Origin of the sequence: Rhodococcus sp. NPDC060084 (assembly GCF_042730335.1) — a bacterium.
Classification (GTDB): domain Bacteria; phylum Actinomycetota; class Actinomycetes; order Mycobacteriales; family Mycobacteriaceae; genus Rhodococcus.
Genome location: NZ_JBHWWX010000014.1, coordinates 74,327 through 97,174, shown reverse-complemented (window position 1 = coordinate 97,174; position 22,848 = coordinate 74,327). Strand labels below are relative to the sequence as shown.

The following is a 22,848-nucleotide window of genomic DNA, read 5'->3' as shown; positions in this document are numbered from 1 at the left end:
GGGTCGAACCGATCTCACGCGGCATCCGGCGTGAACTGTCTTCTGGGGGAAGCGACTCAGCCGAGGCGCTGCTTCAGTGCCTCGAACTCGTCACGGATACCCGACGGCACCTTCTCGCCGAGGAACTCGAACCACTCCTCGATGAGGGGAAGTTCCTGCTTCCACTCCTCGACGTCGACTTTCAGTGCCTCGTCGACATCGGCGGTCTCGACGTCGAGTCCGTCGAGGGTCAGGTCGGCGGCGGTCGGCACGTAGCCGATCGGCGTGGACTGCGCGTCAGCCTTGTGCTCGATACGGTCCACGATCCACTTCAGGACGCGCGAGTTCTCGCCGAAACCGGGCCACAGGAAGCGGCCGTCTTCGCCGCGACGGAACCAGTTCACGTAGAAGATCTTCGGGAGCTTGGTCTCGTCGGCGTTCTTACCCAGGTTGATCCAGTGGTTCAGGTAATCGCCGGCGTTGTAGCCGAGGAACGGCAGCATCGCCATCGGGTCGCGGCGGACGGTTCCGACCGTGCCTTCGGCGGCAGCGGTCTGCTCCGACGACAGGGTCGCGCCGAGGAAGGTGCCGTGCTGCCAGTCGAAGGACTCGCTCACCAGCGGAACGGTCGTCTTGCGACGTCCACCGAACAGGATCGCGGAGATCGGCACACCCTGCGGGTCGTCCCACTCCGGGGCGAGGATCGGGCACTGCGACATCGGGGTGCAGTACCGCGAGTTCGGGTGCGCGGCCTTGGTGCCGGACTCGGGCGTCCAGTCGTTGCCGAGCCAGTCGGTCAGGTGCGACGGGGTCTCGCCGCCGATGCCCTCCCACCAGATGTCGCCGTCGTCGGTCTTGGCAACGTTGGTGTAGATGGTGTTGCCGGCCTCGATGGTGGCCATCGCGTTGGGGTTGGAGTCGGCGCTCGTACCCGGTGCGACACCGAAGAAACCGAACTCGGGGTTCACCGCGTAGAGGCGGCCGTCTTCGCCGAAGCGCATCCAGGCGATGTCGTCGCCGAGGGTCTCGGCGCGCCAGCCCGGAATGGTCGGCTGGATCATCGCGAGGTTTGTCTTACCGCATGCCGACGGGAAGGCCGCGGCCACGTAGTAAGGCTTGTTCTCAGGGGAGATCAGCTTGAGGATGAGCATGTGCTCGGCGAGCCAGCCCTCGTCGTGGGCCATGGCCGACGCGATGCGCAGCGAGTAGCACTTCTTACCGAGGAGCGCATTGCCGCCGTAGCCGGAACCGAAGCTCCAGATCTCGCGGGTTTCCGGGAAGTGGGTGATGTACTTCGTGTCGTTGCACGGCCACGCGACATCCTGCTGACCGGCTTCGAGGGGCGCACCGACGGAGTGCAGCGCCTTCACGAAGGGGCGGTCGGTGCCCAGCTTCTCGAGGGCGGCGGTGCCCATGCGGGTCATGATCCGCATGGAGACGACGACGTACTCCGAGTCCGTGAGCTCGACGCCGAGCTTCGGGTCGTCGGCACCGAGCGGACCCATGCAGAAGGGCACCACGAAGAGCGTGCGTCCGCGCATGCAGCCGCGGTACAGCTCCGTCATGAGGGCGCGCATCTCGTCCGGCGCCATCCAGTTGTTCGTGGGGCCAGCGCCGATCTCGTCCTCGGTGCAGATGTAGGTGCGGGACTCGACACGCGCCACATCCGACGGGTCGGAGTTGGCGAGGAACGAGTTCGGCTTCTTCTCGTCGTTGAGACGGGTGAACGTTCCCGCCTCGACCAGTTGAGCGGTCAGCCGGTCCCATTCCTCGTCGGATCCGTCGGCCCACACGACGCGATCGGGCTGGGTGAGCTCGGCAACCTCCTGGACCCAGGCAAGCAGCTCGGCATGCTGGGTCGGGAGCTTGTCGTCGGTACCGTTCAAACCGGGAATGGTCGCTGAGGTCATCAAACTCTCCTGGGGTGTGCCCGGAACCGGATCCCTCCCCCGACCTGCGCCGATGACGCAGGGACAGTGGCAGACCCGGGCTTTTCCCCTCTCGGCAGGGGTACCACCAGCTTCATCCGTGGCCGGACGGCGAAGCGGGCGCCGGAAGTCCTATTCGTAGAGGCTAACTGTGGATGTCCTACCGGTAACACTCGGGGCCGGTCGGAAATGTCACATGAACGATTCAGAGAGCGCGCAGAATACCTTCACCTACCCCCCACGTACAGACGGTGGCGCTCACTCGCCACCGTTTTCGTGATCCACATCGCCTTCCAGATTACCGTGGTCGACGCGTGTCCAGCGTGTTGTTCCGTCGAGGTCGCGGTGTAACTCCCACACGCCGTAGTCGCCGTCGTCCTCCACAGCGGTGAGCCTGTCGGTGTGCCCGTCGAGGTCGGTATCGGTGGCGACGATCAGAGCTCCACCTGCGGACAGGCCGCTGTCGAACACCTCGCTGCCGAAGATCACCGTGTCGTAGATTCCGTCCCCGTCCAGATCCGCGGCGGGTTCCGTTCCGTCTGCCCAGACGGACGCGGCCACCGGGTCGAACACGTCGGTCCTCGGCCCACTCGGGCTGTCGTCACCCGGAAACGTTTCCATCATCCGATCGATCCCCCATCCCCGGCACGGTCGCTCCCGGCCGATTCGCCGTTCGATCGGTTCGACGCACCGGACGCCCTCCCGGTTCCCTGGGCTGCCCGAGCGCCGCGAGGTCCCGCTCGCACGCCGCAATTCGCGCGCGCCTTTCGCCGGTGAGCCGTCCTATCTCCTCGTCGAGCGCGGAGACGCGTTCCCGCCGTCGGCTCGTCTGTGCGTCGTGTGCGCTCCGAGCCGCCGAAAGGACGCGTGACTCCACCTCGTAAGTGCACGCGCGCACCCATGCCTCGAGGTCGGCACGGGCGGTCGCCAGCTCTTCACCGACCCAGCGCCGCACGCGTTCGCGGTGCGCGATCCGGCGCCGCGCGTGAACGAGCCACCATCCCGCCGGGACTGCACCGCCGAGAGCGACGGCCACCACCGCCACGCCGGGGATCTCACCGAACGGGGTGACGAGCAGCCGCCCGAGGCCCGCACCGGCCGATGCGCCGACCACCAGTGTCAGCCGGTCCTCGAAGGTGCGCGCGGGCTCCGGCAGCGGTGAACGTGTCCACTCGGGCGGTCTTCCGTCGCTGTCGTGCAGCGCCGCGCCGGCCCGTGAGGCGAGAGCGGCGGCGAGGCGGGCGCGCACTCCCTCGAGGTGTGCGTCCAGTGCACCGGCCACGTCGTCGGCGGGCCGTCCGGTGTCGTCGAGCACATCACGGATCGACGCGGCCACTCCCCGGATCTCCTTTGCGACGTCCTGGAGTAGTTCGACCCGCACGCGCTGGAGGTCCGGTGGGGCCGCGGGCATGGGTGTCAGCGCCAGTCGTTGCCGCTCGGCGCGGAGACCGGCTGTGTCGTCACCGGCACGCAGCGCGTCCACCTCGTCGTAGATCATGCGGCGGGTCTGGGACACGACAGCTCCGCGCGCACGTCGCGGGTCGCTCGCGGAATCGACCGCTGCGGCGAGCACATCGCGTAGCTCGACGATTCCGGTTTCCAGCAACAGCACCGAACCCGCGTCGCCGCCGACCTCCCGTGCGCGGCGCGACATCTCCGCCGACACCGGGAGGACGGTGACGCGCGGGAGGTACGTCGCGTGCCGGTGCAACAGGGCGACATCGCGGTCGCGCACCGTGCGCCACCCCGGATACCGGTCCGTACCGGTCAGGGCGCACACCACCTCGGTCGCGTCGGCGGCGGCGTCGGCGATCATCTCCAGTTCGGTGCGCCCGATCACCGCCGACGCGTCGAACGCCACCAGCACCACCGACGCCGGCCCGTCGCGGACCACGTCCACACCGCCGAGCCGGCCGAGTTCACCGCACAGTGCTCCGACTCCCGAGCCCGCGAGACCCACGACGCGCACGGCCCGCGACGAAGGTTCGTGGAGCCGCGCCCAGCCCCGGGGGTTCCAGCGGCGCACCACATCGTCGGCACCGGTCGTCATGAGACCCGGCGCGAGAGGTTCGCCGCGTCGAGTGCCGCCTCGATCAGGTCGCGGGCGGCGGGTGTGGCGGCGATCCCCGCGACCATCCGCACAAGGTGCTCGTCGCGGAGACGAGAGGCCGCGGCCAGTCGTGCGGCAATCGCGTCGGTGAGCGCGGGATCACCGACGGCGAACGCCCCGAGGCCGAGTGTCGCGGCGATCGGATCGACATGTTCGACCGTGCCGCCGGCGACCACCACGACGACACGTCGTGCGTCGATGTGAGACAGAGCGGACCGGTCGGCGGGATGCACGGACGCGGGATCGAGCCGGACCGGCACGGCGTAGACGACGACGTCCCCGTCGAACACGGGATCGGCTGTGTCCGGCACGTCGACGGCCACACTCTCGACCTCGACGGTGCCGTCGGCACCGGCCGAGGCCCGGACGGCGTCCCGTACGGACCGGAATCCGGTGCCGACTCGTCCGGCAACCTGGATCCGCAGCGGTGCGGCGCGGTCGCGCACCACGGCGTGCAGAGCGCGGCCGGCGACACTGTCGACGCGCTCCACGTCTCCTGCGAGCCGGTGCCAGAGGTCCCCCGTCATCGACATCCCCCGATCGTCGGCGCGGATTGTGTCAGAAGACACCCTGTCGTGCAGGGGTAACACTCGACGCAATTCTGAGAATGTGAGGGGATCTCGGTGGGAAGAAAAGCGACCGCGGGCCGGAAAACTGTGCAAAATCCCGGGTAAACGAGGCTCAGACCCTGAAAATCCCGGTGCAAGCCTGAGAAAACACTGTGGTCCCTTCCGTCACTCCTGCCACCCACTCGCCGGATACGTGACAATGGTCGGGTGAACGACGCCGATCAAGACACGACCGAGCTGCTCGACGAGCAGCCCACCCGCGGGAATCGCCTCTACCCGAGGGTGACGAGCTTCCGGTCCCGACGGGGAGCGTTGACCGAACCCCAGCAGCTGACGTGGGACCGGCTCTGGCCCCAGCTCGGCCGGGACGTCGGCGACGACCAGCTCGACATCGACGCGTGGTTCGGGCGTTCGGCACCCGTGGTGCTCGAGATCGGATCCGGAACGGGAACCGCCGCCGTCTCGATGGCGCGGGCCGAACCCGACGTGAATCTGATCGCCGTCGAGGTCTACCGGCCCGGCCTCGCCCAGACACTGCAGCGCATCGAGCGCACCCTCGACACCGACTCCCCGGTCACGAACCTGCGCATCCTGCGCGGCGACGCCGTGGAGGTGCTCGAGAAGATGGTTGCTCCCGGATCGCTGACCGGGGTGCGGGTCTTCTTTCCGGACCCGTGGCCCAAGGCCCGGCACCACAAGCGCCGGCTGCTGCAGGCCCCCACCTTCTCCCTGATCGCCGATCGCCTCGTGCCCGGCGGTGTGCTGCATGTCGCCACCGACCACGCCGAATACGCCGAAGCGATCCGGGAAACCGGAGACGCCGAGCCGCTGCTGAAGCCCCTGTCGGGGGAGTCGCCGATCAGCCTCGAGCGACCCGTGACCAAGTTCGAGGGGAAGGCCCACCAGGTGGGCAGCACCATCGCCGAAATGGTCTGGGGGAAGATCGGAGCATGAGCGTCCACGAAGAGCTGTCCGATACGACCGACCCCACCGCCATCGACAGCGGGCCTGTCGGCGGCAGCGACCAGCCCGGTCGTGTCCTTCTCGTGTGGGATGCTCCCAACCTCGATATGGGTCTCGGCGCCATCCTCGGCGGCCGGCCCACCGCCGCATACCGTCCCCGGTTCGACGCACTCGGCCGCTGGCTTCTCGGCCGCACCGCCGATCTGTCCCGCCGGACCGGTACTCCGCTCGAACCCGAGGCGACGGTCTTCACCAACATCGCCCCGGGCAGCGCCGACGTGGTGCGCCCGTGGGTGGAAGCCCTGCGCAATGTGGGCTTCGCGGTGTTCGCCAAGCCCAAGATCGACGAGGACAGCGACGTCGACTCCGATATGCTCGAGCACATCGAGTTGCGCCGGCGTGGCGGCCTTGCCGGCGTCATGGTGGCGTCGGCGGACGGGCAGGCGTTCCGCGAACCTCTCGAAGAGCTCGCAGCTGCGGGCATCGCGGTGCAGGTGCTGGGTTTCCGCGAGCACGCCAGCTGGGCGGTCACGTCCGAGATCCTCGACTTCGTCGATCTCGAGGACATCCCCGGGGTGTTCCGTGAACCGCTGCCCCGCGTCAGCCTGGAATCGCTGCCCGACGAAGGAGCCTGGCTGCAGCCGTTCCGACCGCTGTCCGCCCTCCTCGTGGGGCGCAAGAGCGTCGCCGAATAGGAGATCTAGTGTTCGACCGTTGGGGAACGCTCGTCTATCGCGCGCGCTTCACCGTCATTGCGGTGATGGTGGCGGCGCTGCTCGGGCTCGCCGGGTACGGACTGAGCCTGAACGACCATCTCAGCCAGAGCGGCTGGGACGATCCCGGCTCACAGTCCGTCGCCGCGGCGAAGCTGGCAGACGGCACGTTCGGCCGCGACACCAACGGTGACGTGCTGGTTCTGTACACGGCGCCCGAGGGCAAGACCGTCGACGACCCGGAGTTCGCCGCGAAGGTCACCGACAACCTCAACGCTCTGGTTTCCGAAAATCCCGAACACATTCTCAAGATCAACGGTGCGTACTGGCCCACCGAGACCGCGCCGTCGCTGCCGAGCCTGGCCGACGAGTCACGTCAGCACGCCCTCGCGTCGGTCGCCATCGCCGGCGCGAACGACACGGAGCTGACCGGGAACTTCCGCGACATCAAGGACAAGTTCTACATCGACGGTGTCGACGTCCAGCTCGCCGGTCTGCAGCCCATCTCCGGCGCGCTCAACGACACGATGGCCAACGACATCAAGCGCATGGAGATCCTGGCGATCCCGGCCGTCGGCATCCTCCTGTTCTTCGTGTTCGGTGGCGTCATCGCGGCAGCGCTGCCGCTGATCACCGGTGGTCTGACGATCGTCGCCGCGAACGGCGTCGTGCGGCTGATCACCAATTTCACCGAGGTCAACTCGTTCGTCGCGCCCGTCGTCTCGCTGATCGGACTGGGTCTGGCGATCGACTACGGCCTGTTCATGGTGTCCCGTTTCCGAGAAGAACTGGCCGAGGGCTACGACACCCCCGCGGCCGTCCGGCGCACCGTCATGACGGCCGGGCGCACCGTCATCTTCTCCGCGACGATGGTGGTCACCAGCCTCGGCGGCCTGCTCCTCTTCCCACAGGGCTTCCTCAAATCCGTCTCCTATGGCGCGATCGCTGCGATTTCTCTCGCCGCCTTGCTGTCGGTGACGGTGCTGCCCGCCATTCTCGGCATCCTCGGCAAGCGCATCGACAAGTTCGGCATGAAGAAGTTCGGCCAGATCCAGTCGAACGAACAGGTCGAGAACAGTTACATCGGTCGGCTCACCCGCTGGGTCATGCTCAATCCGATGAAGGTGACCATCCCGACGGTCATCGGCCTGTTGCTGCTCATCACGCCGCTGACCGGCATCAAGTTCGGCGGCATCAACGAGACCTACCTGCCACCCGACCACCCGACCCGCGTCGCGCAGGAACAGTTCGACGAGTTGTTCCCGGGACAGCGTGCCGAACCCGTCCGACTGGTGATCCAGGGCGCCCAGGGCGGCGACCTGAACAAGATCATGGAGACGGCGAACGCCGCACCGGGTCTCGTCGAGGACTTCACGATCACGGGCCCGGCCAAGGACGGCGTGCGCGTCTTGAAGGCCGGTCTGACGGACCGCAACGAGACCGCTCCGACCATCGACTACCTGCATTCCGCGGAGTGGCCAGAGGGCGTCGAAGTGCTCGTCGGCGGTACGCCGGCAATCGAGCAGGATTCGATCGCCGCCCTCCTCGACACGCTGCCGCTGATGGTGCTGGTCGTGGTGTCGCTGACGATCATTCTCATGTTCCTGGCCTTCGGATCGCTGGTGTTGCCGATCAAGGCCGTCCTCATGAGCGCGTTGGGTCTCGGCTCGACACTCGGCATCCTCACCTGGATCTTCATCAACGGCAACGGCGCAGAGCTACTCAATTTCACGCCGGGACCGATCATGTCTCCGGTGCTCGTGCTGATCATCGCGATCGTGTACGGGCTGTCCACCGACTACGAAGTCTTCCTGCTCTCCCGGATGGTCGAAGCCCGGGCACAGGGCGCGAGCACCACCGAATCCATCCGCGTGGGCACGTCGCACACCGGCCGCATCATCACCGCCGCCGCGCTGATCCTGATCGTGGTCACCGGTGCGTTCGCGTTCTCGGAACTGGTGATGATGAAGTACATCGCCTACGGCATGATCGCCGCTCTCGTCATCGACGCGACGGTCATCCGTATGTTCCTGGTACCGGCAGTGATGAAGTTGCTCGGCGACGACTGCTGGTGGGCACCTGCGTGGATGAAGCGGATCCAGGAGAAGGCCGGCCTCGCCGAACCGATTCTCGCCGACGAACTGATGCCCGAGGACGTGCCCGAACTCATCACCGTCGGCATGTTCGGTCCCGCGACCGTCTCGGCCACCGGTTCACATCGTTTCCCGGCAGGGATGTTCGGCGACGCAACCGACCTCACTCAGCCGCTGCCCAAGATCGCGGCGCCGCGACCGGCGTCCGAGCAGCGCAAGTTCCGCGATCTCACGCCGCAGCCGCGTCGCCAGGGTCCCGGGCGTCCGGTTCCCCGTCCCCCGGCCCAGCGGCCACGTCCGGATCAGCAGCGGGCAGGCGACCCACGTCACCGGGCTGTCGACGGCCGTCCGATGCCGCGCGCAGGTGAGCCGGCGGCTCCGGGCCACGGCTCCCCGCAGCAACTGCCGCCGCAGCGTCGGCCGCAGGGCCCGGCCGGCGTGGGCGACGAACGTCAGGGTCCGCCGCTGCCCCCTCGGCGCCCCCGGGCGCCGCAGGGCCAGGTTCCGGATCAGCTTCCGCCGATGCCGCAGCGACGGGGCGCAGACACGCCTCCCGTCGACCCGGCGCAGGCACAGCCGCCGCAGGGCCGGCCTACGGCAGCGTCCCAGCCGCCCACGGCGGCCATGCCCCCGCTCCCCAGGCGCCGACGGGGCGACGTTCCCCCGCCGCTGCCGCAGAACTTCGTGCGGCCGTCCGCCACGAACCCGGATCCGGCCGGCAACCCGCCGGTGAACGGTGGTGCCGAGGGAACGCGACAGGACGGAGAGCCGTCGACGGGTCCCGGGCGGGCACGCGATCCGCAGGCGATCGAGAGCTGGCTGTCGCAGCTGCGCCGAGCTGCTCCCGGGTCGGGACAGCACGCGCATCGCCCGCCGGAAACCGGACCGCGGCCGCAAGCCGGTCCGCGGCCGGAGCCGGGTTCCCGCCCACCGGCGGGGCTGTTTCCGCAGGCCGAACCGCGCCCACCGGCGGGACAGCAGCCGCAGGGCGGACCGCGCCCACCGGCGGGACAGCACCCGCAGCCCCGGCCGCGTCCGCGGGCGGGGCAGTACCCGCAGCAGCCGCCGAACCCGCAGCAGCGCCCGCAACCCGGGCAGTATTCGCAGCAGTCACCTCAGCGGCCGGTGCCACGGAACGGTGCCACGGAACGGTCGCCCGAGGCGCCCACCGATTCGGAGCCCGATTACGCGGACGATCCGAACGATCCGCACCGTCGGCGGCACGGCACCGACACCGGCGGGTCGATCAGTGTGAGTGAACTGATCGCGCGCCGGCAGCAGCCCTGAGCCGGACGGACGGAACGGCGGTGCGGGCGGGTTCTACGCGCCGTTGATGAACTTGCGCAGCCGCATGCCGAACGGGTGCGTGACGTTGAGGTTGCCGCAGAAGATCTTCCCGACCACGACGACGTGCAACGGGCCGAACGGCGCGCCGCCGCGCACTTTCGTGGTGGCGCTCGACGCGACGGTTTCGACACCGTTGATATCGGCGGTGGCTTCGGCGGGCAGCAGGATCGAGATCGAACTGAACGAGTCGTTCACCTCGATTCGCACGACCTGCGTCTGCATCACCGCCTCGGTGAAGTCCAGGTTGACCGAGGACGCGAACGTATCGAGCCGGAGAACCGGCGCGACCTCCCACCGGCCCTTGCGGGTCAGGGACGACAAACGTCCCTTGAGCACGAGCGGACCACCCGGCCCGGTCGCCGGGTACGCGGGGGCGGCGGCGGTCGCCTGCTGCTGGGGCAGGAACGCCGGTGCGGCCTGCGGGAGGTACTCGGGCCGCATCTGGATGCCGGGCAGGTCCACGAGAACCTGATTGAGATCACCACGCGTTTTCGCTGCCAGGACGGTGTCCATCCGTTCGGTGAACTCGCCGAGCGAGAGCATTCCCTGTCCGACGGCTCGCTGGAGAAGCTCGCCCACATGTTCACGTTCCGCGTCCGAAACGCGCAGATCCTTCGGGTCCATACGTACAGAATAGGATCTGTGACACTCTTCGTCCCGACCGGAAGCGCGCGGCCTCCTGCCGGATCGCGGAACCGCAAGTGCCGCCGCGCCGAGCGACTTCTCACCTCTCAGTGGTGCCGAAGGTGACCACGACGCGCTGTGACCGTCCATACAGTGGTTTGATCTGAAGTCGTGCTGAGGTCCTATCGAGCCGTCGCCGCGACACTGCGTAGTCGCTGGCCGCTCTATATGGCCTCGATGGGCGCCTCCAACCTGTTCGGCGCCATGCTGGTGTTCGCCTTCGTGCGCTACGGCGTTCCGTTCGCGGACGACGACTTCGACACCGTCGACCGGGTTCAGAACTTCACCGTGTTCGCGGTGTACCTCGTCTTCGCCGGCATCGTGAGTCTCACCGCTGCGGCGCTGATGCTTCGTTCGGTGGTGCGCTGGCAACTCCGCGGTGGCCCGCCCACCCGGTCCGAGCAGATGGCGGCACTGCACGCGCCGTTGCGTCAGGCGATCGTGCACCTCGGACTGTGGTTGCTCGGCGGCGTCTTGTTCGTGTTCCTCACCGCCGGGGAGACGCCTTCCCTCGCCGTCGCGGTCGCGATCACCGTGGCGATGGCCGCGACGAGCACGTTCGGGTTCACCTACATGCTCGGCGAGCGGATTCTGCGCCCCGTCGCGGCCCGTGCACTGAGCGAAGGCAACTTCGATCGCACCATGGCTCCGGGCGTCGGCACCCGTCTCGCGATGACGTGGGGACTGGGCACCTTGATGCCCGTCGCGGGGATCGTCCTGCTGTGCGTCACCCAGATCACCACCGACTCCGCGTTCTCGTCCGACGCACTCGCCTACGCGGTACTCGCGCTTGCGGTCACGTCCATCCTGCTGGCCCTCGTGCTGTCGTTGCTGACCTCGGCGCAGATCTCGGACCCGATCAAGCAGTTGCGCTGGGCGATCGAACGCGTGCAGCGCGGCGCGTCGGCCGTGCAGGTGGAGGTGTTCGACGGCAGCGAGATCGGACGCCTGCAAGTGGGCTTCAACCGGATGATGGCGGAGGCCGACGAGCGCCGCCGGCTCCGCGAGTTGTTCGGTCAGCACGTCGGTGAAGACGTGGCCCGGCGGGCACTGCAGTACGGCACCGAACTCGGCGGTGAGACCCGCTACGTGGCCGTGCTGTTCGTGGACATGGTGGGGTCGACCGCCACCGCGGCCGAGCGTCCTCCCAACGAGGTCGTCGATCTCCTCAACGAGTTCTTCCGGGTCGTGGTGGAGGTCGTCGATCGGCACCACGGCTTCGTCAACAAGTTCATGGGCGACGCCGCCCTGGTGATTTTCGGGGCGCCTCTCGACCGGCCCGATGCACCCACCGCTGCGCTGGGTGCAGCACGCGAACTGCGCTTCGCGCTCGACGACATCACCGGTCTCGACGTCGGTATCGGTGTCTCGGCCGGACTCGCGGTGGCAGGAAACATCGGCGCAGCCGAACGCTTCGAATACACCGTCATCGGCGACCCGGTCAACGAGGCGTCGCGCCTGACGGAACTGGCCAAGCTCCGTCCGAGCCGCGTTCTCGCGTCGTCGAGCGCACTCTATTTCGCCGACGACGACGAGCGTGGGCACTGGGAACTCGGCGACGAGGTGCAGCTTCGCGGGCGGCGCAGGGTCACGCAGCTCGCCTCGCCCGTCCATTATCCGAGCGGGCCGCGTCCGGGTGACGACTCCGCGGATCGGGTGGGTTAGCACAGGGAGGTACGTCACGGGCGGACGCTAATTGCGGCACCTACATACCTGCGTCGGTTACGGTGAATGGCGTGGCGCAGCCGCAGGACGACCTCTCTGGCCCCGACGCCACACCGCGCCGGGGCCGTTTCCTGTGGATCAAATGGCTGGTCGCGGCGGCTCTGATCGCGTTGCTCACCGCCGAAGCCATCTACCTGTGGCCCACGATGAGCGATTCCTGGAAAGCGCTCACCGGCATCCACTGGGGCTGGTTCGCAGCGTGTGTCGCCGCTCAGATGATCTCCCTGAGCGGTTTCGCGGGAGTCCAGCAGCAGCTGTTGCACGCCGGCGGTGTGCGAGTAGGTCACTTCCGCTCGGCATCCGTGATCTACGGCAGTACCGCCATGGCGGTCACGCTGCCGGCAGGCCCGGTGTTCTCGACCGCGTTCACCTACAGGCAGACCCGCAAGTGGGGCGCGACCCCCGTGGTGGCGTCCTGGCAGCTCGCGGTATCCGGCGTCATCGCGGCGGCCACGCTGGCCTCCGTCGGGGTCGCGGGAGCGTTCGCGGTGGGCACGCGGATCAGTCCGGTGACGCTGGTCCTGTCGCTGGCGGGCCTCATCGCCATGTTCTACGGGCTGCGGTATGTCGCCCGTAACCCGTCGTCGATCGAGGCAGCCGGCACCTGGGTGCTCACCCGTGTCAACAGGGTGTCCGGAAAGCCCGCGGATACCGGCTTCGGCCTCTTCGATCGGGTGCTCGCCCAACTCGAGGCTGTCGAACTCGCGCGACGCGACGCAGTCGCGGCGATCGCGTGGTCGGCCGTGCACCGGGTCTTCGATGTCGCATGCCTCGGTCTCGCGTGCTGGGCGGTGGGAGGTTCCCCGTCGCTCGCAGGTCTGTGCATCGCGTTCGCCGCTGCCAAGGCGGTGGGCAGCGTGCCGTTGGCGCCCGGCGGGCTGGGGTTCGTCGACGGCACACTGATCGCCACGCTCACCGCGGCGGGTCTGACCGCTCCCCAGTCGCTGGCCGCGGTGTTCGTGTACCGCGCGGTGAGTTTCGGTTTCGTCGCGCTCACCGGCTGGGGCACGATCGCGGCGATGTACCGCGGGGGCAACGCGGGTGAGGACATCGACCCTGCCGCCGAACGTGAGGAACAGGATCGCAGCGCCGTCGCGCGGCGGCGTAAGCCTGCGGACACCTCGGACAACACCGACCTTCTGTGATCTGCGCCACCAAGTAGTTGCGCGCGCAACAAAGTCGTGTCATGGTTGTCGCATCAAGTTGAAGTTTCAATAATCTACGAGGAGACAACGCGATGACGACCGCCACCACCACCTTTCCCGGCCTCACCACAGGGATCTGGGCCCTCGATCCGGTCCACTCCAACGTCGGCTTCACCGTCCGGCACCTCATGGTGAGCAAGGTGCGCGGAAGCTTCGAGAGCTTCTCCGGCGCGATCACCGTCGCCGAGGACGGCACCGCATCGGTTCGCGCCGACATCGACGTCGCGTCGATCAGCACCAAGAACGCCGATCGCGACGCCCACATCCGGTCGGCCGACTTCTTCGACGCCGAGCAGTTCCCCGTCGCGACCTTCGTCTCCACCGGTGTCCGCGCGGACGGCGACGACTACATCGTCGACGGCGACTTCACGCTCCGCGGCGTCACCAAGCCGGTCGAGCTGCGCCTCGAGTACAACGGCGTCAACGCCGGAATGGGCAACGGCCCGGTCGCCGGGTTCGACGCCACGACCGTGATCAACCGCAAGGACTTCGGCATCTCCATCGACATGCCGCTCGAGGGCGGCGGCGCCGTCGTCGGCGACAAGATCACTCTCCACCTCGAGATCGAGGCCGGCCTGCAGGCCTGATCCCCCCGACATCTCCCGCGCCATCGCCCTCGGGCGTCCCTCCGCACGGAGGGGCGCCCGTCGGTGCATTCGGACACGTTCGCCACGGCGCTACCCTGAAGCCGTGAAAAAGTACGCCCCCGCGCTGGTTGCCGACGTGGTCCTGATCCTCGTGTTCGCAGCCCTCGGCCGATCCAGCCACGAAGAAGTCCTCGATCTCGTCGGCCTGGCACGCACCGCGTGGCCGTTCCTCGGCGGGCTGACCGTCGGCTGGTTCCTCGTCGCGTGGCTCTACCGCGACAAGTTCGACGCGTTCGCCGCAGCACCCACCGGCCTTCTCGTCTGGGTGAGCACGCTTGTCGGCGGCATGCTGCTCCGCGCGGCGACCGGTCAGGGAACCGCCACCGCCTTCATTCTCGTCGCCACCGGCTTCCTCGGCGTGACTCTGATCGGCTGGCGACTTCTCGCCCGTGTGGTCCGACGGTCCGATTCTCGGGTCGCGTGAGAACAACCACTGTGTGATTTTTCGAGATCGATTGGCTCGAGGGTGTCCCACGGTGAAACAGTGGATATATGACTGACACCGCTTCAGTGCCGGAGTCGCGATCCGATACGAGGTTTTTCGGCCAGCCTCTGGCGCTGGCCAACCTGTTCGGCGTCGAGATGTGGGAGCGATTCTCCTTCTACGGCATGCAGGGCATCCTCATCTACTACCTGTACTACTCGGTTGCCGAGGGTGGTCTGGGGATCAGCAATGCCGCCGCAACCTCGATCGTCGGCGCGTACGGCGGCACGGTCTATCTGTCGACGATCCTCGGGGGATGGATCGCCGACCGTCTCCTCGGCTCCGAACGGACACTGTTCTACAGCGCGATCCTGATCATGTTCGGCCACATCGCGCTCGCGCTGCTGCCGGGCTTCATCGGTGTCGGCGTGGGCCTCATCCTCGTGGCCGTGGGCAGTGGCGGACTCAAAGCGACCGCAACCTCGATCGTCGGTGACCTCTACGACGAGAAGGACCAGCGCCGCGACGCCGGATTCTCCATCTTCTACATGGGCATCAACATCGGCGCCCTCGTCGGTCCGCTGCTCACGGGGTTCCTGCAGGTCCGGTACGGGTTCCACTGGGGATTCGGACTCGCCGCGATCGGCATGTTCCTCGGCCTGTTGCAGTACACGCTCTACCGCAAGCACCTCGGTGACATCGGCAAGGTTCCGCCGAACCCGTTGCCGGCGGAAAGCCGGATGCGTGTCGGCGGAATCGCACTGGCCGCGCTCGTTCTGGTCGTGATCCTCGCCTCCACCGGCATCATCTCCGCGAACAGTCTGTCCGACATCGTCGTCACCCTGACGGTCATCGCGGCAATCACCTACTTCGTGGTCATCCTCTCGAGCAAGAACATCACCTCGGTCGAACGCAGCCGGGTGCTGTCCTTCATCCCGATGTTCGTGGCGAGCGCCGTGTTCTGGTCGCTGTTCCAGCAGCAGTTCACGATGGTCGCGGTGTACGCCGATACCCGCCTGAACCGCGACCTGTTCGGGTGGGAGTTCCCGCCCTCGTGGGTGCAGTCCATCAACCCGGTGTTCATCATCGCGTTCGCCGGTGTCTTCGCGGCTGTGTGGACCAAGCTCGGGCCGCGCCAGCCGTCGTCGCCGATCAAGTTCGCTGCCGGCACGATCATCATGGGCATCGCGTTCCTGTGCTTCATCCCGATGGCGGGTGGCGGTGCCAACAGCGCCCCGCTGCTCGGCCTGGTCGGCATCCTGCTGCTCTTCACCTTTGCCGAGTTGCTGCTGTCGCCGGTCGGCCTGTCGCTGACCACGAAGCTCGCCCCGAAGAGCTTCCATACACAGATGGTCGCGTTGTTCTATCTGTCGGTCGCCCTCGGCAGCGCGATGGCCGGCACGCTGGCGGGTTTCTACGACGAGACCAACGAAGTGCCGTACTACCTGTGGATCGGCGGCGCCTCGATCGCGGTCGGCGTTGTCCTTGCCGTGGGTTCGCCCTGGATCAAGAAGCTGATGCACGGCGTGAACTGAGTGCCGCCCGGAGGTCTCGCCGCGTTGCCACGGACGCGGTTCACGTGAGCGCGAGCCACGCGGCGAGACCGAATCCTGCCGTCGCGACACCTACGCGAAGCGCGGTCGGCGGGATCCGCGCGACCAGTGGGGGTCCGCACCAGCCGCCGGCGAACGCGCCGAGAGCCATCGCGAGGGCCGCCGGCCAGTGCACCGGCCCGAACACGGCGAATCCGATCGCGGCGACGAGGTTCGCGGTACCCAGCAGATAACTCTTGAGGATGCTGGCCCGCCATATGCTCTCGGACGTACAGATCAAGGTCACGGCCAGAATCATGACGCCGGCGCCCGCACCGAAGTAGCCGCCGTACACGGCCACGACGAACAACGCAGCGGCGTACGCACGCGGCAGGTCGCGGCCGCGCGCCAAAGCGCGGATACGGGGCTGAAGCAGCAATGCGAGAGAGGCGAGTGCCACCAGATACGGCACGACCGCCTCGAACGAACCGGCCGGTGCGACGAGCAGCACCCCGGCTCCGATGGCGCCGCCCAACGCGGCGTAGGCCGTCCACCTCCACACCCGCGGCCCGGTATCGACGACTTCACGAACGGAGTTGGTGAGCGCTCCGACGCCGACGCCGACCATCGCGACCGTGTTCGTCACGTTCGCCGCGACCGGCGGCAAACCGACGGCGAGCAGTGCCGGATACGACACCAATGATGCGAGCCCCGAGACGAATCCGACCACTCCCGCGAAGAAACCCGCAACCACGAGCAGCAGCAGTTCCAGGACCGTCACGATCGCCGAACCTACCGCCTGCCGCCCCCGGGCGCCCGGACCGGCGTTTCGCCGGGCGAGGTCAGAAAGCCTCGTCGGGCTGCGCGAGTTTGCTGAGGAATGTATCCGCGACCGTGATCGCCCGGTCTCCTCCGTCGGCGTCGGCGACGAATACCGCGAAGGCGATATCGCCGCTGTAACCGTAGAACCACCGGTCGTCCCCGCTCGCGGCGGCGACTCCCGACAGTCCCGCGTGCTTACGCAGGAAGGACGCTGGTCCCTTCTGTACGTTGTCGGCCATCATGCCGCGCAGGGCGTCGACGACGTGCGGGGGCAACGCGTCGACCGGGTCGTTGATCGTCGCGGGCTGACCCTGCACGATCGACGGCGCCACAGCCTCGCCGCGCGCAACGGAGGCGGCCAGAACAGCTGCTCCGAGGGGGCTGATCAGCGCGTCGTCGTTGCCGGATCCGGCGAACTGCACCACTCCGGAGCGCGTATTGCCGATCTGGCTGGTCTCGAAATCGAAGCCGGGCACGGTGACGTCGAGGCCGAGTCCGAGCCGGCGGGCCGTCTCTGCGAGATCTTCCGAGCTCACATCGGCGCCGTCGATGCCCTTGTCGAGTCCGGCGGCCAACCGGACCGGGTCGAGCGTGCCTCCGGCCGGGTACATGCCGTGGGTCGCGACCGGACCGAGTTCCATCGCCCAGTTGTTCACGTCGGCGGCAAGGACGCCGCCCGTGGACGGCTGGATCGCGACGAGCGCGGTGGGCGTTCCCGTGGTGACCACCGCTTCCTTCGCGGCAAGCTGCACCTTCGAGTCCACCATGGCATTGAGGTCCGGGGGCGGCGGCCCCTGGAAGCCCGCAACCTGGATCGGACCTTCCTCGGGATCTTCGAGGGTGACCGCCCAACCCGCGGTACGGTCGCGTTCGAGTTGCCACGCCGAGCGAAGCGTATCGAGCAACGGCGTGGAGATCCGTCGGTCGGCGCTGATCAGCGTGGGAGTCTGGATCACTTCGACACCGGGGATCGACTCGATGTCGCTCCCGAGGAACTGATAGTCCTGGTCCCGCAGTTTGACGGCGGTGATCCGGTTGCCGGGGTCGTTCGCGAGCCGGTCCTGCATCAGTTGCGCGGTGATGACCGGAGCGACAGGTGCGAGCACCTCGGCCAGCCGGGTCGTGGTCGCGCCGGGGTCGGGCATGGCGGCGGGATCGAGCACGACGGCGTTGATCGTCTGTTCCTCCATGAGGAGGCGGCCCGTGCGGTCGAAGATCTTCGGGGGCGCGGCGTCGGTGCGGACGTGGTGAACGGTTCGTCCGCCGCCGAGGTCGGGCACGATGATGTCCGGGTCCCACGACACTCGCCAGCCCACGCCGAGTTTCCTGACCGCACCGTCGACCTGGTAGCCCCAGTCCATGCCCTCGCCGAAATTCCAGGCGGCGGAGAGCGTGAAATACCCGGACTCACTGTTCAGTTCGACGAATTGCGAGACCTCGTAGTCGACCGTGCCGTCGGACAGGCCGTCGAACATCTGCCCGATGGTGCTTTCTGCTGCGCTGGGGTACGACGTGAGCGAGGCCGCTGAGGCAGGGTCACGGGCGTCGAGAGCGGCGACGAAATCGTCGACCAGGCCACGCGCGTCGGTCCGTGAGCCGTTGACCACGAAGGCAGTGACCGCCACGGCGACAACCAGAACGACGACCGCTGTGAGGGCGAGCACGCGCATCCGCCCCCTGCGCCGCCACTCACGAAATCCCATGACAACCAACCTTCACTTCAGCCACAGGAGGAACAAGCACGGCGTGCCTACGAACGAATCACAATTACGCCACACGTCCGATTACCCCCTCAACCACCTGCCGGCGGCTTCGACTGCGGGAGCCGAACCGTTCGCCCCTGCCACGAACACTGCGAAGGCCAGATTATCGCGTGATCCGATGAACCATCCGTGCGCCCCGTCGTTTTCACCGTACTCTGCGGTCCCGGTCTTACCCGTCAGATCGGGGATGTCTCGCAACATACTTGCTGTACCGCCGGTTATCGTCTCGCGCATCATGGTTCGCAGCGCAGCGGTCACTTCGGCCGGTGCCGGAGCGATTTCCTCGTCCACGGTCGTCGCACTCCCCTCGACGAGTACCGGCAGCGGAGCGCTCCCGTTCGCCACGGCCGCCGCGACGAGGGCCATGCCGAAGGGTGTCGCGGTGACCTGTCCCTGTCCGATCGCCGATTCGACGAGGGCTGCGGGAGTGTCCGTTTCCGGTACCGATCCGGTGACGGTCACAAGTCCGGGCGTGACATAGTCGGCGCCGAGCCCGAACTGACGAGCCGCGTCCGTCAGTGCGGTCGGAGGCAGGTTCACGGCGAGCTGTCCCATCGTGGTGTTGCACGAGAACGCGAACGCTGTGTGCAACGGCACCGCCCCCAGATCGAAGCTCTCGTCGTTCGGGATCGTGCGGTCCTCGATCGTCGCCACTCCGGGACACGGCAGGACCGTGTCCGGGTCCGCGAGCCCGGCCTGAAGCGCAGCCGAGGTGGTGACGACCTTGAAGGTCGAGCCCGGCGGATACAGGCCGGTGAGCGCGAGCGGACCTTCGCGGTCGGCGGCGGCGTTCTGCGCGATCGTGCGCACTGCGCCCGTCGAGGGCTCGATGCCGACGATCACCGCGGGAGTGTCGAGGGAGGCGAGCGCAGCTTCCGCCCCGATCTGCAATTGCGGATCGATCGTGGTGGACAGGTCGGGCGCCTCGGGCCCTGTCTCGCCGGCCACCTGCTGCGCGGTCCCGTCCGGCTCGACCCGCTGGACCACCCACCCCGCGGATTCGGCCTGTCCCTGTTCCCACAACTCCACCAGGCCGGACCACACCGGCGAGGCCAGCGCCCGGTCTGCGACCAGCAATCTCGATTGCGGAACGAGCGTGACGCCGGGCAGGGCGGTCAGCTGCTGCTCGATCGGAGCCAGGTCGTCCTCGCGCAGCGAGATCGCGGTCAGCGACTGTCCGGGCGCTTTCGCCCGATCGGCGGCGAGAGACTCTGCGGTGATCGTCGGGGCAACGGGCGCGAGCAGCGGTGCGACTGCCGCGGGGTCGGCGTTCGCATCGAGATTTACCAGCGTGACGACCTGCTCGCTGAACAGGGTGCCGCCCGCCCGGTCGTAGATCGTCGGCGGCGCACCCGCGGTGGTCACCAGACGCACTGCTGCCCCGTCCGCGAGTTCCGGGGAGAGCACAGCCGGATCCCAGCGCACTCTCCACGAGTCGGAGTCCTCCACAGCCGACCCCGTCGTCCGGTACGCCCAGTCGCGTCCCTCCCCGAAATTCCACGAGACATCGAGGTCGAAGGTGTTGCCGTCGCCCGTGCCCGCAACGCCGACCACCGGATCGCTGGTGCCGAGGCCGTCGAACATGCCGGTGATCGCGGCGGCCGCGGCCTGCGGGTCGGTGGTGAGCGCGGCCGCTGCCTGCACATCGCCCGCGTCGAGCGCGGATGCGAACTCCGCGGCCACCGTCTCGGGCTGGTCCGGCCCCAACAAGCCGCATCCGGCTGTCACGAGCACGAGGATCGGTGCCACGCCTGCGGAAACCCACTGCCGTCGAATACGCACGACGTCGATCATGCCCAAATTCTCGACGACGTGCCGGACAGTGCGCGCCGCCGGGAGCGTCGGGGAGGTGTCGATATTCGGTTGCACGACCGTCGCCACACGACCTACCGTGGTACTCGGCCCTGTCACCGAACGAGTGGAGAACTGCGTTGCTCCGGTAGTGGTTGTCGACCACGCGGCACACCCGCGATCGATCCACCTCTCAGGAGCACTCATGTCTTCCCTCTCGGGCATCACGCTGTCCGGCCTCACGTACGACCATCCCGACGGCACCCGCGTCTTCGAGAACCTCGACGCGACTTTCACACTCGGGCGCACCGGTCTCGTCGGGCGCAACGGAACCGGGAAAAGCACACTTCTCCGTCTCGTCGCCGGGCACCTCCGGCCGCGGAGCGGTGCGCTGACCGTCCGGGGCCGAGTCGCCTTTCTCCAGCAGGACGTCACGCTCGATCCGTCGGTAACCGTCGCGGCGGTACTCGGGTTGGACGAGATTCGAAGGGCCCTGCGGCGAATCGAATCCGGCGTCGGAGACGCCGGCGACTTCGGCATCGTGGGCGACCGCTGGGACATCGAGGAGCGCGCGCTCGCACTCGTGCACCGGCTCGGTCTGGAACGAATCGTGCACGACGAAGGCGACTTCGACCGCACCGTGGGTGGCCTCTCCGGGGGAGAAACGATGCTGCTCGCCTTCACGGCACGGTTGCTCGACGAACCGGACGTGCTGTTGCTCGACGAACCCACCAACAATCTCGACGCGGAGGGACGCGCGCGACTGCAGGAGGCCCTCGACCGTTTCGCCGGCACCGTCGTCGTCGCCGGTCACGACCGCGACCTCCTCGACCGGATGGACACGATCGCCGAACTCCGCGACGGGCAACTCCGGCTGTTCGGTTGCCGATACAGCGAATACGAGCAGATCGTCGCTGCGGAACAGGAGGCGGCGCGTGCCGCCGTGCGCGACGCGCGCAACGACGTCCGGCGTCAAACACGAGATCTCGCAGCCGCGCAGGCGACCCTCGCGCAACGACAACGGTACGGACGCAAGATGTTCGAGCAGAAACGCGAACCGAAGATCATCATGGGTGCGCGTAAACGGCAGGCTCAGGAATCGGCGGGACGGTACCGCCGTGAACACGAGGCGAATCTCGACTCCGCGCGAGCGCACCTCGCACACGCGCAGGACGCCGTGCGCGACGACCGGGAGATTCGTGTCGACCTTCCGGAAACCACCGTGCATCCGGGTAGTCGCGTGGTGGAAGGGCCACTCGAGATCGTCGGACCGGAACGTATCGCTCTCGGCGGCCCCAACGGTTCCGGCAAGACGACACTGCTCGACCGCATCGTCGAGGCCGGCCCTCTTGTGCCGTTCGCGCTGCTCCCCCAGCGACTCGACATCTTCGACGACACGCTGTCGGTGGTGGAGAACGCAGAACAGCGGGCACCTCATCTGCCTCCACAGGAGATCAGGGCGCGACTGGCCCGGTTCCTGTTCCGGGGCAGCGACGGCGACGTGCCGGTCGGTGCGCTGTCGGGCGGAGAACGGCTGCGGGCCGCATTCGCGATCGTCCTCGCGGCAGATCCGCCGCCCCGCCTGCTGCTGCTCGACGAGCCGACCAACAACCTGGATCTGCCGAGCCTCGATCATCTGACGCAGGCGCTGCACGGATTCGCGGGCGCGCTCGTGGTCGTCTCGCACGACAAGCGGTTCCTCGACGACATCGGGATCACCCGGTCGGTCACACTGGGCACATGAGTGTCACGACCAACCCCGCCGACGGAATCCGTCTCTCGTACTCCATTGCCGGCTCGGACGAGAAGAACGCTCCCGATGTGATGCTCGTGCACGGGAGCGCGCTGTCCTCCTCGGTGTGGCGAGGTTTCGGCTACGTGCGCGCGCTCGGCGACCGGTACCGCCTGATCCTTCCGGACCTGCGTGGACACGGCCGCAGCGACACCCCGCACGAGCCCGACGCGTACGCGATGGATCGCATCGTCGGTGATCTGCTGGCCGTGCTCGACGCCGCGGACGTCGAGCGCGTGCACTACGTCGGGTACTCGTTCGGCGCGAGGGCGGGGCTGGCGCTGGCCCTGGCCGCTCCGGACCGGGTCGCCGGCCTGGTCCTGCTCGGCGGCAGCGCACGACCACAGCGCGGGGCGATGGACGCGATGTTCTTTCGCGGCTGCGTCGACGTGCTCGAGCGCGACGGCATGGAGGGTTTCGTCCGCGAGTGGGAACGACAGCGGCAGGAACCGGTGGACGCGGCCACGCGGGCGGCGTTCCTCGCGAACGACCCACTCGCGCTGGCCGCGTACTTCCGGCGCTCCGACCTCGAGCCCGGGATCGACGACGAGGCCCTCGCGGCACTCGATGTTCCGACGATCGCGGTCGCCGGGTCCGAGGACCACATGCGCGTGGACGACACCCGCGCGATATCGCGCTCGATCCCGGGCGCGCGTCTGGCCGTGCTGCGTGGGTTCGACCACGCGACGACGGTGGCGGCGCTACCGGAGGTTCTCTCCGTCATCGAGCCGTTTCTCGAGGCCCGGACCGTGCGCTGACCG

General features: G+C 67.9%; 18 protein-coding genes. 10 read left to right on the top strand and 8 right to left on the bottom strand.

The genetic code is table 11. From position 1 onward, the window contains the following. Positions 1-56 precede the first annotated feature (56 nt). From ACFWBU_RS10620 to ACFWBU_RS10605, 4 genes are all read right to left on the bottom strand, one after another. Complete coding sequence (locus tag ACFWBU_RS10620; protein WP_169651479.1) at positions 57-1,889, bottom strand: phosphoenolpyruvate carboxykinase (GTP); 1,833 nt, start codon at positions 1,887-1,889, stop codon at positions 57-59. Between the two features lie 276 nt (positions 1,890-2,165). After that, positions 2,166-2,480, bottom strand: coding sequence for a DUF6802 family protein (locus ACFWBU_RS10615; RefSeq protein ID WP_169622130.1), 315 nt, complete (start codon positions 2,478-2,480; stop codon positions 2,166-2,168). A 28-nt stretch (positions 2,481-2,508) separates the two neighbouring features. Beyond that, complete coding sequence (locus ACFWBU_RS10610) at positions 2,509-3,957, bottom strand: hypothetical protein (protein WP_378528210.1); 1,449 nt, start codon at positions 3,955-3,957, stop codon at positions 2,509-2,511. Further along, a complete protein-coding gene (locus tag ACFWBU_RS10605; protein ID WP_378528209.1) occupies positions 3,954-4,544 on the bottom strand; it encodes a hypothetical protein in 591 nt (196 codons plus the stop codon). The genes ACFWBU_RS10610 and ACFWBU_RS10605 overlap by 4 nt, the downstream gene beginning before the upstream one ends. Positions 4,545-4,757: 213 nt before the next feature. Here ACFWBU_RS10605 and trmB point away from each other — a divergent pair, with 213 nt between their 5' ends. The 3 genes from trmB to ACFWBU_RS10590 are packed head-to-tail and all read left to right on the top strand — an operon-like array spanning position 4,758 to position 9,642. Beyond that, positions 4,758-5,540 carry a tRNA (guanosine(46)-N7)-methyltransferase TrmB gene (gene trmB, locus ACFWBU_RS10600; RefSeq protein ID WP_206037209.1) on the top strand — a complete coding sequence of 261 codons (783 nt, stop codon included), beginning with the start codon at positions 4,758-4,760 and terminating at the stop codon, positions 5,538-5,540. Further along, the gene (locus tag ACFWBU_RS10595) at positions 5,537-6,244 is read left to right on the top strand and encodes an NYN domain-containing protein (protein WP_169622127.1); all 708 of its coding nucleotides are present in this window, start codon (positions 5,537-5,539) and stop codon (positions 6,242-6,244) included. The genes trmB and ACFWBU_RS10595 overlap by 4 nt, the downstream gene beginning before the upstream one ends. Positions 6,245-6,252: 8 nt before the next feature. Beyond that, positions 6,253-9,642, top strand: a complete 3,390-nt coding sequence (locus ACFWBU_RS10590; RefSeq protein ID WP_378528208.1) for an MMPL family transporter — start codon at positions 6,253-6,255, stop codon at positions 9,640-9,642. Between the two features lie 33 nt (positions 9,643-9,675). On the opposite strand, the gene ACFWBU_RS10585 is transcribed toward ACFWBU_RS10590, so the two are convergent. Beyond that, positions 9,676-10,326 (bottom strand): DUF1707 domain-containing protein, encoded by a 651-nt coding sequence (locus ACFWBU_RS10585; protein WP_169622125.1) that lies wholly within the window; start codon positions 10,324-10,326, stop codon positions 9,676-9,678. Positions 10,327-10,554: 228 nt separating this feature from the next. Here ACFWBU_RS10585 and ACFWBU_RS10580 point away from each other — a divergent pair, with 228 nt between their 5' ends. From ACFWBU_RS10580 to ACFWBU_RS10560, 5 genes are all read left to right on the top strand, one after another. Continuing rightward, positions 10,555-12,051, top strand: a complete 1,497-nt coding sequence (locus ACFWBU_RS10580; protein WP_169622199.1) for an adenylate/guanylate cyclase domain-containing protein — start codon at positions 10,555-10,557, stop codon at positions 12,049-12,051. A 71-nt stretch (positions 12,052-12,122) separates the two neighbouring features. Then, positions 12,123-13,256 carry a YbhN family protein gene (locus ACFWBU_RS10575; protein ID WP_378528207.1) on the top strand — a complete coding sequence of 378 codons (1,134 nt, stop codon included), beginning with the start codon at positions 12,123-12,125 and terminating at the stop codon, positions 13,254-13,256. A 92-nt stretch (positions 13,257-13,348) separates the two neighbouring features. Continuing rightward, on the top strand, positions 13,349-13,903 hold the full coding sequence (locus ACFWBU_RS10570; RefSeq protein WP_169622123.1) for a YceI family protein: 555 nt from the start codon (positions 13,349-13,351) through the stop codon (positions 13,901-13,903). A 103-nt stretch (positions 13,904-14,006) separates the two neighbouring features. Further along, positions 14,007-14,387: a DUF3054 domain-containing protein gene (locus tag ACFWBU_RS10565; protein ID WP_169622122.1), complete on the top strand. Its 381-nt coding sequence runs from the start codon at positions 14,007-14,009 to the stop codon at positions 14,385-14,387. A gap of 68 nt (positions 14,388-14,455) precedes the next feature. After that, the gene (locus ACFWBU_RS10560) at positions 14,456-15,922 is read left to right on the top strand and encodes a peptide MFS transporter (RefSeq protein ID WP_378528206.1); all 1,467 of its coding nucleotides are present in this window, start codon (positions 14,456-14,458) and stop codon (positions 15,920-15,922) included. 40 nt (positions 15,923-15,962) lie between these two features. Here the strand turns inward: ACFWBU_RS10560 and ACFWBU_RS10555 are convergent, their stop codons facing one another. The 3 genes from ACFWBU_RS10555 to ACFWBU_RS10545 form a co-directional block, all read right to left on the bottom strand. Continuing rightward, on the bottom strand, positions 15,963-16,700 hold the full coding sequence (locus tag ACFWBU_RS10555; RefSeq protein WP_378528205.1) for a sulfite exporter TauE/SafE family protein: 738 nt from the start codon (positions 16,698-16,700) through the stop codon (positions 15,963-15,965). Between the two features lie 61 nt (positions 16,701-16,761). After that, positions 16,762-18,411 carry an NTF2-like N-terminal transpeptidase domain-containing protein gene (locus ACFWBU_RS10550; protein WP_378528212.1) on the bottom strand — a complete coding sequence of 550 codons (1,650 nt, stop codon included), beginning with the start codon at positions 18,409-18,411 and terminating at the stop codon, positions 16,762-16,764. A 114-nt stretch (positions 18,412-18,525) separates the two neighbouring features. Then, on the bottom strand, positions 18,526-20,298 hold the full coding sequence (locus ACFWBU_RS10545; protein WP_378528211.1) for a penicillin-binding transpeptidase domain-containing protein: 1,773 nt from the start codon (positions 20,296-20,298) through the stop codon (positions 18,526-18,528). A gap of 202 nt (positions 20,299-20,500) precedes the next feature. Here ACFWBU_RS10545 and ACFWBU_RS10540 point away from each other — a divergent pair, with 202 nt between their 5' ends. Continuing rightward, positions 20,501-22,039, top strand: a complete 1,539-nt coding sequence (locus ACFWBU_RS10540; RefSeq protein ID WP_378528204.1) for an ABC-F family ATP-binding cassette domain-containing protein — start codon at positions 20,501-20,503, stop codon at positions 22,037-22,039. Continuing rightward, positions 22,036-22,845: an alpha/beta fold hydrolase gene (locus ACFWBU_RS10535; protein WP_169651486.1), complete on the top strand. Its 810-nt coding sequence runs from the start codon at positions 22,036-22,038 to the stop codon at positions 22,843-22,845. Before ACFWBU_RS10540 ends, ACFWBU_RS10535 begins: the two co-directional genes overlap by 4 nt. The last annotated feature ends 3 nt before the right edge of the window (positions 22,846-22,848 follow it).